We start from the raw sequence: 11,810 nt of genomic DNA on the forward strand, positions 1-11,810 counted from the left end.
GGAGATAGGGTATTAATCAATTTACTTAATGCCCTTAACATCATAAACATGATCGATCGTTATTCACGCCCTGAGATGGCGGCAATTTGGAGTGAAGAAAACAAATACAAAGCTTGGCTTGAAGTTGAAATTTTGGCTGACGAAGCATGGGCTGAACTAGGCGAAATTCCTAAAGAAGATGTCGCTAAAATCCGTGCCAATGCAAGCTTTGATGTTGACCGTATCTTAGAAATCGAACAACAAACACGCCACGACGTTGTTGCCTTCACACGTGCCGTTTCTGAAAGTCTTGGTCAAGAACGTAAATGGGTTCACTATGGTTTGACATCAACTGACGTTGTTGATACAGCTTACGGTTACCTTTACAAACAAGCTAACGAAATCATCCGCAAAGATTTGCACAATTTCCTTGAAATCATTGCTAACAAAGCTAAAGAACATAAATTTACAATCATGATGGGACGTACTCACGGTGTCCACGCTGAACCAACAACATTTGGTTTGAAATTGGCAACATGGTACAGCGAAATGAAACGTAACATCGAACGTTTCGAACATGCAGCTGCTGGTGTCGAAGCTGGTAAAATTTCAGGTGCTGTTGGTAACTTCGCTAACATCCCACCATTTGTTGAAGCATACGTATGTGAAAAACTTGGTATCCGTGCTCAAGAAATCTCAACACAAGTTCTTCCACGTGACCTTCATGCAGAATACTTTGCAGTTCTTGCAAGTATTGCAACATCAATCGAACGTATGGCAACTGAAATCCGTGGTCTTCAAAAATCTGAACAACGTGAAGTTGAAGAATACTTTGCTAAAGGTCAAAAAGGTAGCTCAGCTATGCCGCACAAACGTAACCCAATCGGTTCAGAAAATATGACAGGTCTTGCACGTGTTATCCGTGGTCACATGATTACAGCTTACGAAAACGTGTCACTTTGGCATGAACGTGATATTTCTCACTCATCTGCTGAACGTATCATTTCACCAGATACAACAATCCTTATCGATTACATGCTTAACCGTTTTGGCAACATTGTGAAAAACTTGACTGTTTTCCCAGAAAACATGATTCGCAACATGGGTTCTACTTTTGGACTTATCTTCAGTCAACGTGTTATGCTTAAATTGATTGAAAAAGGTATGACACGTGAACAAGCTTATGACCTTGTTCAACCTAAGACAGCTTATTCTTGGGACAATCAAGTTGACTTCAAACCACTTCTTGAAGCTGATGAAGAAGTCACTTCACGTTTGACACAAGACGAAATCGATGAATTGTTTAACCCATCTTACTACACTAAACGTGTTGATGAAATCTTTAACCGTATTGGTTTAGGAGATTAATTTAATCAAAAAAGTACCTGAGACGAAAGTCTTGGGTATTTTTTTATTAAATGTTTTATTAGAAAATTTATTATTTTTAATGAAAATAGTTTGTCAAATGAAAGCGGTATGTTAAAATATGAAATAAGCAAATTTTTTTAATAAAACAGGAGATTGAAGTGGAAAAATTTGGGGAGAAGATCCGCTTGATGCGGGAGGAAAAAGGAATCTCACGCGAAGAATTCTGTGGAGATGAAACAGAATTATCGGTAAGACAATTAGCTAGAATTGAGTTGAACCAATCAATACCCAATCTCAGTAAAGCAAGCTTCATTGCCAATCGTCTGGGAGTGAAATTAGGTACCTTAACTGATGGTGACAGTTTAGAATTACCTAAGCGGTATAAAGAGTTGAAGTATTTACTTCTTCGAACACCTACATATGGAGACCAGGTACGACTTGATCGAAAAAATGACTATTTTGATGAGATTGCTGAAGTATTTTATGATGTTATTCCAGAAGAAGAAAGGTTAATCATAGATTGTTTACAGTCAAAATTTGATGTTCATTTTAGTGACGACGTAAATTTTGGTGATGGTATTTTAAATGATTATTTTGATCAAGTTATTCATAAAGAGACTTTTAATATCAATGATTTAATTTTGATTGATCTTTACTTTGCTTGTCTTTCTTCTGCTAAGAAGTTTGAAGGAATTTATGGTTTGGATTTTTACGACGATTTGATGAAAAGGTTGGTAAATCAGAAGCATATTTCACCTGAGACTGATTTAATTTTAAATAATGTATTGTTAAATAATATTGACTTAGCATTCCAATTTAAACGAGAATATTATATTGAGCGTGTTATTGCAATCAGTGAAAAAATTATGACAGAGATTCATGATTTTCAACGTCGTCCGATTTTAAGTTTGGTGGAGTGGAAGTATTATTTGAAATTTAAACATGATTTTGCTTTGGCAGAACAATCATTTACGAATGCAACATTATTTGCACGATTGGTTGGTGATACTTATTTAGAAAATAAACTTAAAGAAGAATGGCAACTTGATATCGATGCTGTAGAGTAGTTTATGTAGATAATAAAAACAACATGACATTTTTGTCATGTTGTTTTTTCTTCGAACCTTTTACAATAATATTAGAAATTAGAGAAAGGGGAGAAGAAGCGAATGTTAAAAGGGATTACAGTATTCTTAACAGGTTGGTGGGGATTATAGACTATTATCAAAACAATTCACTGACAGCTCTTGTTTTGGTATAATAAGGCTATGAGCAGAATTTTAGACAATGATATTATGGGTGATGAAGAGTTTGTGGAACGTACGCTTCGTCCTCAATATTTAAAAGAATATATTGGACAGGATAAGGTTAAAAATCAGCTGAAAATTTTTATTGAAGCTGCAAAATTACGTGATGAATCACTTGACCATGTGCTATTGTTTGGACCTCCGGGTCTTGGTAAGACGACAATGGCATTTGTGATTGCTAACGAATTAGGGGTGAATCTTAAACAAACTTCTGGCCCAGCTATTGAAAAAGCTGGCGATTTGGTTGCTATTTTGAATGATTTGGAACCTGGGGATGTTTTGTTTATCGATGAAATTCATCGTATGCCGATGGCGGTAGAAGAAGTGCTTTATAGCGCTATGGAAGATTTCTATATTGATATTATGATTGGTAATGGTGAGACTAGTCGTAGTGTTCATTTGGATTTGCCACCTTTTACGCTAATTGGAGCAACAACTCGAGCAGGGATGCTTTCGAATCCATTGCGTGCGCGTTTTGGAATTACGGGGCATATGGAATATTATGCGGTTGACGATTTGACAGAAATTGTAGAACGTACGGCTGATATTTTTGAGATGGAAATTGTCCATGAAGCCGCACAAGAATTAGCGCGACGCAGTCGTGGAACGCCACGTATTGCCAATCGCTTGTTAAAACGTGTTCGTGATTATGCCCAAATCATGGGCGATGGTATCATCACAAAAGACATTACAGATAAAGCATTGACGATGCTTGATGTTGATCACGAGGGGCTTGATTATATTGACCAAAAAATCTTGCGTACCATGATTGAAGTTTACAATGGTGGTCCTGTTGGTTTGGGAACTCTTTCTGTTAATATCGCTGAAGAACGTGATACGGTTGAGGATATGTATGAACCTTATTTGATTCAAAAAGGCTTTATTATGCGTACACGTACAGGTCGTGTAGCCACTGCTAAAGCTTATGACCATTTGGGATATCCTTATGCCGAAAAATAAAATATTATCTTAAGGAAAGTTTAAGCAAGTCTTTATATACTATAACCATCCTAAAACTTTTCTTTTTCATAATCTCCGGAAAGAACCTTGGTTTTCCAAGGTTCTTTCTTTGTTTTATAAATGGCTATGGAGTGTGGTATAATTGAGAAAAAGTGCTTATAGGAGCAAGATTATGGATTTAGAAGTTTTACGAAAAGATATGATTGTTAGTCAGAGAAAAGGGCAACCTTTTATTGTTGCGTCCATCATTATCTGGGTTTTAATAACCTTGGTAACTATGATGAAGGTATCACTTCCTTTTCAAAATCTTTTGATTTTTTGTTGTTCATGTCCATTGTTGCCACTTTCTTGGTTTGTTGGGAAATGGCTGAATGTTGATATCTTCTCCAAAGAAAATCCTTTAACGAATCTAGGCTTCTTATTTACTTGCAACCAATTGATTTATTTATTGATTGTTATGTGGGTCTTTAGTGCGGTACCTGAAAAAATGCTTATGGTTTATACAATGGTTTTTGGAGCGCATCTTTTACCCTATTCATGGCTATATAAATCAAGAACATATTTTGTTTTTGCTATTTTGATTCCGATACTTGCACTTGTCTTAGGTCACATGGCGAGCATGACATGTCTTAGTTTAGTGATGGTATTTTTGGAGATTGTTTTTGCCATGCTACTACAAGTTGAGCTAAATGCGAATAAATAATTAAAGGTTCCTAGTTGTTTAAGAACTTTTTATAAAAAACGAGAGGGCCCCGCAAGCGGAGCCCTCTCAGGAGATTATGAAAAAGAAAAGTTTTAGGATTGTCTATATTATAGGAAGCCTGCCTTAATTTTTTCTTAAAGTCAGCAGATAAAGGAATTTGCATGTGATAAGACTTCTTTTTTTGTTATAATGATAAAAGAAGTTTTAAACAATCAGTTACTGACTACGTAGGAGAGAACATGAAAAAAGTTTGTTTTGTTTGCTTAGGAAATATCTGTCGTAGTCCGATGGCTGAATTTGTGATGAAGGATTTAGTTTCTAGTGAAAATCTATTAATTGAAAGTCGTGCGACTTCTAACTGGGAACATGGCAATCCTATTCATCACGGGACACAAGGTATTTTTAAAAAGCATCATGTTGCTTATGATTATCAAAAATCATCACAACAGATTTCTTATCAAGATTTTCGAGATTTTGATGTCATCATTGGGATGGATAGGAATAACGTGGCAGATTTAAAAGAAATGTCACGAGGACGCTTTGATGAAAAAATCTTTCTTTTTGTAGATGGCGGTGTACCAGATCCATGGTTTACAGGTGATTTTGATGCTACCTATGAGTTGGTTAAGCGTGGCTGTGAGCAATGGCTAGCGCGACTAAGAAATTCTTAAAGAGAAGTTGAGTGAAAATGAAAAAAATCAAAATAACCAGAGGACGCCTTGAGCTTCTGACGGTTTTAATTCTTATCATTTGTGGTTTGTCGGTCTTTACTTTATCGGTGAAATCAAAGACAACCTTAACGTATGACAATGGTAAAATCACATACACAGGCTATGTGGTCAATCACCGTATGAATGGTCAAGGTAAGTTGACTTATGAAAATGGTGATCGCTACGAAGGTAATTTTAATGATGGTGTGTTTGAAGGTCAGGGTGTCTTTACTTCACATTCTGGTTGGATTTATAAAGGTGAATTTAAAAATGGTCAACCAGATGGTGAAGGTACTCTAACAGCACAAAATGGTAAGGTATATACAGGAACCTTTAAACAGGGGATTTTTCAAAAATGAGAATAAAATGGTTTTCAATGGTTAGGGTGACTGGGCTTTTCCTAGTTCTGCTCTATCATTTCTTTAAAACGGCCTTTCCAGGTGGTTTTATTGGTGTTGACATTTTCTTTACTTTCTCAGGGTATTTGATTACAGCTTTGCTGATTGATGAGTATTCGAGAAATAAGAAAATCGATCTTTTAGGTTTTTATAAAAGACGTTTTTATCGGATTGTTCCACCGTTAATTTTGATGATTTTGATTGTCATGCCATTTACTTACTTGGTTCGCAGAGACTATGTGGCAAGTATTGGTAGTCAAGTTGCTGCATCAATTGGTTTTACAACAAATTTCTTTGAAATTATCACGGGTGGTAATTACGAAACGCAATTTATCCCACATCTCTTTGTTCACACGTGGAGTTTGGCAATTGAGATGCATTTCTATTTAATTTGGGGATTCTTAGTTTGGTTATTGGGAAGACATCAGGATAATCTAGCAAAATTCCGTAGTTTGATTTTTGCGATTTCGGCAGCCTTTTTTGCTGGAAGTTTCCTAACGATGTTTGTCCGAGCTTTCTTCGTTGATAATGTTTCAACGATTTACTTTTCATCTTTGACGCATAGTTTCCCATTCTTCTTAGGGGCTATGGCGGCAACGATGACTGGTATCAGAGAAACAACTATTCGTTTTAAAAAGAATGTTCGCCTGTGGTCTACAAAACGTAGTATCGTCACAATGCTAGTGAGCGCAGCTCTCTTAGTTTTATTGATGTTTACTTTGAAATTTGACCAACGCATCACTTATTTATTTGGATTTGTTTTAGCAAGTTTATTTGCTACGGTAATGATTTATGCGGCGCGTGTCCTAAATGACCAAACGCCAAATGCAAAAGAACCTGCTATTATCAACTATCTAGCTGATGTTAGTTATGGTGTTTATCTTTTCCACTGGCCATTTTACATTATCTTTACACAGTTGATGTCAAATGGACTGGCTGTTGTGTTGACAGTTATTCTATCTCTAGTATTTTCAACCTTGTCTTATTATGTGATTGAACCATTTCTTGCTGGTAAGCCAGTTAAACCATTTGGTATCTCTTTGGATTTATCTCCTTACAAGAAATGGCTATATGGTAGTTCAGCAGTTCTAGTTTTGATAACTTTGATAACTGTTGCTACAGCACCAGCTATGGGGAATTTTGAAACAGGACTCTTGGTTAACTCACTACAACAATCTCAAACGAATTTGAATCGTACGCATACTGTGACAGCTGGTGATGCGGGAGCTTTAAGCGATGTAACTGTGATTGGAGATTCTGTTGCACTACGTTCAAGTGCTGCGTTCTCAAACTTGCTTTCTAATGCTCAATTAGATGCAGCGGTAAGTCGTAGTTTTGATAATGCGTTTGAAATTTTCCAAAATGAGATTTCGAGCGGAACACTTTCTAAGACAACAGTGCTTGCAATTGGTGTGAATTCACTCGATCATTATCAAGAAGACATTCAACAATTTATTGATGCTTTGCCAGACGGCTATCGCTTGATTATTGTGACGCCTTATAACGCTAGCGATGAAGCGAAAGTTAAGCAGGCGCGTGATTATGAATTGAGTTTACCGAAAACGTACAATTACATTACTATTGCTGATTGGTACAAGACAGCAACGAGTCATCCAGAAATTTGGAATGGTACTGACGGTGTTCACTACAGTGATGCTAATACGACAGGTGCTGACCTCTATGTTAAAACTATTCAAAAAGCAATTGATAAATCTGCTAAGAGACCTGCCAAAGGTGAATCTAATAGTTAATATCAAAAGTCAACTTCGGTTGGCTTTTTTGTGTGTAAAACTACCATTTTATGTTAGAAAATATGACGTCAAAAAATCTGCAAAAACCCCTTTACATCAATAGTTTGTAGCGTTATAATACACGTGACATAAAACGTGAGAAGAAGGGAGCGAAAAAGGTGGCTGAATTGTTCTATGACGTCTTAGCAAGCGTCTGGATTTCTATTGCTGGTGTTGATTCACGTTGGGGAAAATAATCGAATTATAAAAACAAGGAAACTTAGAAAAAACTGATGTTGTCAAAGTTTTCAAATAGTTATTGAGCGTTTGTAGAGTAAGGGATGAAGCTGTTACTTGGTAGGAAATAGCTTTGCCTTACTCTTTTTTTGATAAATTGCATAAATTTGTATAAATTTTCTGATAATTATGATACAATGGGTGCAAGACTATCTATTAATATGAGGAATTTGTGATGACGTTAATTTACCAATCAACTCGCGACGAAAATAACAAAGTGACTGCTAGCCAAGCTATTTTACAAGGATTGGCAACTGACGGCGGACTCTTCACCCCAACGTCACTTCCAGAAGTGGCTTTGGACTTTGATGCTTTAAAAGATGCTTCATACCAAGAAGTGGCTAAACTGGTTCTATCAGCGTTTTTGGATGATTTTACAGAAGAAGAATTAGATTACTGTATCAATTCAGCTTATGATGAAAAATTTGACACATCTGCCATTGCTCCAGTCGTTAAACTAGCAGACCAATATAACCTTGAGCTTTTCCATGGTTCAACGATTGCCTTTAAAGATATGGCTTTGTCAATCTTGCCATACCTTTTGACAACATCAGCTAAAAAACAAGGTGTTGATAATAAAATTGTGATTTTGACAGCGACATCAGGAGATACTGGTAAGGCTGCCATGGCTGGCTTTGCGGATGTTCCAGGAACTGAAATCATTGTCTTTTATCCAAAAGATGGTGTCAGCAAAATTCAAGAACTTCAAATGACTACACAAACTGGTAACAACACGCATGTGGTGGCTATTACTGGTAACTTTGATGATGCTCAAACAGATGTTAAACGTATGTTTAATGACGTGGCTTTACGTGAAAAATTGCTTGCGCACAAGACACAATTCTCATCAGCTAACTCAATGAACGTTGGTCGCTTGGTGCCACAAGTTGTTTACTATGTCTACGCTTATGCACAATTGGTTAAAGCAGGTCATATTAAAGCAGGCGAAAAAGTTAACTTTACAGTACCAACAGGTAACTTTGGTAATATCTTAGCAGCATACTACGCTAGTCAAATTGGTGTTCCAGTTGGTAAATTAATCTGTGCTTCAAATGAAAATAAAGTTTTAACTGATTTCTTCACAACAGGTACATATGATAAAAAACGTGAGTTTAAGGTGACAACAAGTCCATCAATGGATATTTTGGTATCATCTAACTTGGAACGCTTGATTTTCCACCTTTTGGGCAACGATGCTGCTAAAACAAAAGACTTGATGGAAAAACTTGTATCGGAAGGAGAGTACACTCTTTCAGGTGCTAACCAAGCTATTCTTGATATGTTTGAAGCTGGTTTTGCAACGGAAGCTGAAACATCAGCTGAAATCAAACGTGTTTATGATGCTTGTGACTATGTTGAAGACCCACACACAGCTGTTGCGTCAGCTGTTTATCAAAAATACGTTGAACGAACTGGTGATCACACGCCGACTATTATTGCCTCTACAGCAAGTCCTTATAAATTCCCACGTGTTGCCGTAGAAGCTGTTAGTGGACAAGCGCCAGCAGATGACTTTGCTGCGGTAAAAGAACTTGAAAAATTGTCAGGTGTCGCTATTCCAAAAGCTGTCAACGGACTTGAGACAGCTGAGGTTCGCCACAAAACAGTTGTTGCTACAAGTGACATGCAAAAAGCTGTTGAAGATTATTTAGGACTTTAAAAATTATAAAGTAAGAGCTGAGGCTGGTTCTCGGCTTTTCTTTTTGTTACGATAGAATCATGAAACAAACAAAGAAAATTATTCGATTGGCTTTTCCAGCCATGATGGAAAATCTTTTGCAGATGCTTATGGGGGTAGTAGATAACTATCTTGTTGCACAAGTTGGTTTAATTGCTGTCTCTGGGGTCTCTGTAGCTAATAATATTATTACCATTTATCAAGCGATTTTCATTGCTCTTGGTGCGGCGGTCTCAAGTCTAGTTGCCAAAAGTCTTGGGGAAAAGAACGCTCAAAAATCACTTCACTATCAATCTGAGTCTTTATTGATTACTCTTGGATTGAGTTTAGTTCTTGGTCTAGTTTCTCTTGGCTTAGGGAAAACGATTCTAACTTGGCTTGGGACAGATGCGGCAGTCACGCAAGCTGGCGGTCTTTATCTTGCGATTGTCGGTGGTTTGATTGTTAGTTTAGGGCTGATGACGACCTTGAGTGCTTTTTTACGGGCTTTGGGAAAACCACAACTACCAATGTATATCAGTTTGCTGACTAATGTTTTAAATGCAGGTTTATCAGCTGTAGCGGTATTTATTCTGCATTGGGGGATTGTTGGTGTGGCTTGTTCAACAGTTCTGGCACGTTTGGTTGGAACGCTGTTGCTAGCCAGTCAGTTACCGATTAAAAAGATTATCAAAAACATCCGGTGGACACTGGATAGTGATTTAATTAAAATTGCTTTGCCAGCTGCTGGTGAGCGCTTAATGATGCGCGCAGGTGATGTGGTTATTGTGGCAATTATCGTTAAGTTTGGAACGGAAGTGGTAGCTGGTAACGCTATTGGAGAAACGTTGACACAATTTAATTACATGCCAGGGATGGGGGTGGCTACGGCTACAGTAATCCTTGTGGCGCATAGCCTCGGGCAGAAGAATATCCAAGAAATCAAGCAATTGATTAAGGAATCCTATCTAATTTCTGTTGCTCTTATGCTTCTTGTTGGAGCTACGATTTACTTTTCTGGAGGTTACTTAACGCACTTGTTTACCTCTAATCAAGCTGCTCTAGATGCTAGCCTTGTTGTTTTGTTTTATTCGTTCGTTGGTGGGCCGGCAACAGCGGGAACCTTGATATTTACGGCAGCTTGGCAAGGGTTAGGAAATGCAAAACTCCCGTTTTATGCAACGACATTTGGAATGTGGGTTATTCGAATTATTTCGGGTTACGTACTTGGTGTAAGTCTGCGCTTAGGTCTAACTGGAGTGTGGTTAGCGACCGTGGCAGATAATATTTTCCGTTGGATTTTTCTATATATTCTTTACAAGAAATATATGAATTCTTTTCAAGAATCTACTATTAAATAACAAGATTTTTAACCAGATGAAAGTCTGGTTTTTTCATTGTAAAAAATAATAGAAAAAGCTGAAAACATTTTCTTCTAAAAAATCGAAAAAAAGGGAGCAAAATCCTTGCAAACCACTGTTAAATCTGATATTATATACTGGTGCTGTTAATACAGTGACTTTAGCTATGATACAAGAGGTTGCGACACGCTCGGTTGCATTGCCACGCAAAGACGTGTTGGTTTTCTTGAGGAGCTAGCCTATTATCTTAAATAGACGAAAAGGAGAAAAAGATGGCAAACAAAAAAATCCGTATCCGTTTGAAAGCATACGAACATCGTACACTTGACACAGCGGCAGAAAAAATTGTTGAAACTGCAACACGTACAGGTGCTTCAGTAGCTGGACCAGTTCCACTTCCAACTGAACGTAGCTTGTACACAATTATTCGTGCGACTCACAAATACAAAGATTCTCGCGAACAATTTGAAATGCGTACTCACAAACGCTTGATCGATATCATCAACCCAACTCAAAAAACAGTTGACGCTTTGATGAAATTGGATCTTCCAAGTGGTGTTAACGTAGAAATCAAACTTTAATAAGGATTTGATTCTTGAGCACAAAAAACGCTCGTTAAAAACTTTTTTGAGCATAAAAAACGCTCATTAAAAACTTTTTAAATAAATAAAGTAAAGGAAATATTTTCTCATGACAAAAGGAATCTTAGGGAAAAAAGTGGGAATGACTCAAATCTTCACTGAATCTGGTGAATTCATCCCTGTTACTGTCATCGAAGCAACTCCAAACGTTGTGCTTCAAGTGAAAACTGTTGAAACAGACGGTTATGAAGCTGTTCAAGTTGGTTTTGACGACAAACGTGAAGTATTGAGCAACAAACCTGCCAAAGGCCATGTAGCAAAAGCTAACACAGCTCCTAAGCGCTTCATTCGTGAATTCAAAAACATTGAAGGCTTGGAAGTTGGTCAAGAAATCACAGTTGATACATTCGAAGCTGGAGATGTTGTTGATGTAACTGGTACATCTAAAGGTAAAGGTTTCCAAGGTGTTATCAAACGCCATGGTCAAGCTCGTGGACCAATGGCTCACGGTTCTCGTTATCACCGTCGTCCAGGTTCTATGGGACCTGTTGCGCCTAACCGTGTTTTCAAAAACAAACACTTGGCAGGACGTATGGGTGGTAACCGTGTGACAATCCAAAACCTTGAAGTTGTCCAAGTTATCCCAGAGAAAAACGTTATCCTTATCAAAGGTAACGTACCAGGTGCTAAGAAATCTCTTATCACTATCAAATCAGCAGTTAAGGCTGCTAAATAATAAGAAAGGAGAAAACAGTTAAA

The 11,810-nt window shown here is 37.4% G+C and carries 11 protein-coding genes; all 11 read left to right on the top strand.

Annotation, left to right across the window (positions count from 1 at the left end; genetic code table 11):
- The first annotated feature begins 48 nt into the window (after window positions 1-48).
- The 11 genes from purB (at window position 49) to rplC (ending at window position 11,787) form a co-directional block, all read left to right on the top strand.
- Window positions 49-1,347 (top strand): adenylosuccinate lyase, encoded by a 1,299-nt coding sequence (purB, locus tag GPZ88_RS04715; RefSeq protein ID WP_166043588.1) that lies wholly within the window; start codon window positions 49-51, stop codon window positions 1,345-1,347.
- Window positions 1,348-1,535: 188 nt separating this feature from the next.
- Window positions 1,536-2,414, top strand: coding sequence for a helix-turn-helix domain-containing protein (locus GPZ88_RS04720; protein ID WP_206282136.1), 879 nt, complete (start codon window positions 1,536-1,538; stop codon window positions 2,412-2,414).
- Window positions 2,415-2,615: 201 nt separating this feature from the next.
- Window positions 2,616-3,614: a Holliday junction branch migration DNA helicase RuvB gene (gene ruvB, locus GPZ88_RS04725; protein WP_074565269.1), complete on the top strand. Its 999-nt coding sequence runs from the start codon at window positions 2,616-2,618 to the stop codon at window positions 3,612-3,614.
- A 172-nt stretch (window positions 3,615-3,786) separates the two neighbouring features.
- A complete protein-coding gene (locus GPZ88_RS04730; protein WP_074965577.1) occupies window positions 3,787-4,317 on the top strand; it encodes a DUF7010 family protein in 531 nt (176 codons plus the stop codon).
- Between the two features lie 239 nt (window positions 4,318-4,556).
- Window positions 4,557-4,988, top strand: a complete 432-nt coding sequence (locus GPZ88_RS04735) for a low molecular weight protein-tyrosine-phosphatase (RefSeq protein WP_166043592.1) — start codon at window positions 4,557-4,559, stop codon at window positions 4,986-4,988.
- Window positions 4,989-5,005: 17 nt separating this feature from the next.
- Window positions 5,006-5,386 (top strand): MORN repeat-containing protein, encoded by a 381-nt coding sequence (locus GPZ88_RS04740; RefSeq protein ID WP_039696049.1) that lies wholly within the window; start codon window positions 5,006-5,008, stop codon window positions 5,384-5,386.
- Window positions 5,383-7,176, top strand: a complete 1,794-nt coding sequence (locus GPZ88_RS04745) for an acyltransferase family protein (RefSeq protein WP_166043594.1) — start codon at window positions 5,383-5,385, stop codon at window positions 7,174-7,176. Before GPZ88_RS04740 ends, GPZ88_RS04745 begins: the two co-directional genes overlap by 4 nt.
- Window positions 7,177-7,627: 451 nt before the next feature.
- Window positions 7,628-9,112 (top strand): threonine synthase, encoded by a 1,485-nt coding sequence (gene thrC, locus GPZ88_RS04750; protein ID WP_166043595.1) that lies wholly within the window; start codon window positions 7,628-7,630, stop codon window positions 9,110-9,112.
- A 59-nt stretch (window positions 9,113-9,171) separates the two neighbouring features.
- The gene (locus GPZ88_RS04755; protein ID WP_157628636.1) at window positions 9,172-10,470 is read left to right on the top strand and encodes an MATE family efflux transporter; all 1,299 of its coding nucleotides are present in this window, start codon (window positions 9,172-9,174) and stop codon (window positions 10,468-10,470) included.
- A gap of 272 nt (window positions 10,471-10,742) precedes the next feature.
- Window positions 10,743-11,051, top strand: a complete 309-nt coding sequence (rpsJ, locus tag GPZ88_RS04760) for a 30S ribosomal protein S10 (protein ID WP_006531319.1) — start codon at window positions 10,743-10,745, stop codon at window positions 11,049-11,051.
- 109 nt (window positions 11,052-11,160) lie between these two features.
- On the top strand, window positions 11,161-11,787 hold the full coding sequence (gene rplC, locus GPZ88_RS04765; protein WP_003067226.1) for a 50S ribosomal protein L3: 627 nt from the start codon (window positions 11,161-11,163) through the stop codon (window positions 11,785-11,787).
- The last annotated feature ends 23 nt before the right edge of the window (window positions 11,788-11,810 follow it).

Origin of the sequence: Streptococcus ruminicola (genome assembly GCF_011387195.1) — a bacterium.
Classification (GTDB): Bacteria; Bacillota; Bacilli; order Lactobacillales; family Streptococcaceae; genus Streptococcus; species Streptococcus ruminicola.

What these genes read in the sequence shown, in the direction of transcription:
- purB (WP_166043588.1), top strand. Translation starts at nt 49, where the DNA reads ATGATCGATCGTTATTCACGCCCTGAGATGGCGGCAATTTGGAGTGAA.
- GPZ88_RS04720 (WP_206282136.1), top strand. Translation starts at nt 1,536, where the DNA reads ATGCGGGAGGAAAAAGGAATCTCACGCGAAGAATTCTGTGGAGATGAA.
- ruvB (WP_074565269.1), top strand. Translation starts at nt 2,616, where the DNA reads ATGAGCAGAATTTTAGACAATGATATTATGGGTGATGAAGAGTTTGTG.
- GPZ88_RS04730 (WP_074965577.1), top strand. Translation starts at nt 3,787, where the DNA reads ATGGATTTAGAAGTTTTACGAAAAGATATGATTGTTAGTCAGAGAAAA.
- GPZ88_RS04735 (WP_166043592.1), top strand. Translation starts at nt 4,557, where the DNA reads ATGAAAAAAGTTTGTTTTGTTTGCTTAGGAAATATCTGTCGTAGTCCG.
- GPZ88_RS04740 (WP_039696049.1), top strand. Translation starts at nt 5,006, where the DNA reads ATGAAAAAAATCAAAATAACCAGAGGACGCCTTGAGCTTCTGACGGTT.
- GPZ88_RS04745 (WP_166043594.1), top strand. Translation starts at nt 5,383, where the DNA reads ATGAGAATAAAATGGTTTTCAATGGTTAGGGTGACTGGGCTTTTCCTA.
- thrC (WP_166043595.1), top strand. Translation starts at nt 7,628, where the DNA reads ATGACGTTAATTTACCAATCAACTCGCGACGAAAATAACAAAGTGACT.
- GPZ88_RS04755 (WP_157628636.1), top strand. Translation starts at nt 9,172, where the DNA reads ATGAAACAAACAAAGAAAATTATTCGATTGGCTTTTCCAGCCATGATG.
- rpsJ (WP_006531319.1), top strand. Translation starts at nt 10,743, where the DNA reads ATGGCAAACAAAAAAATCCGTATCCGTTTGAAAGCATACGAACATCGT.
- rplC (WP_003067226.1), top strand. Translation starts at nt 11,161, where the DNA reads ATGACAAAAGGAATCTTAGGGAAAAAAGTGGGAATGACTCAAATCTTC.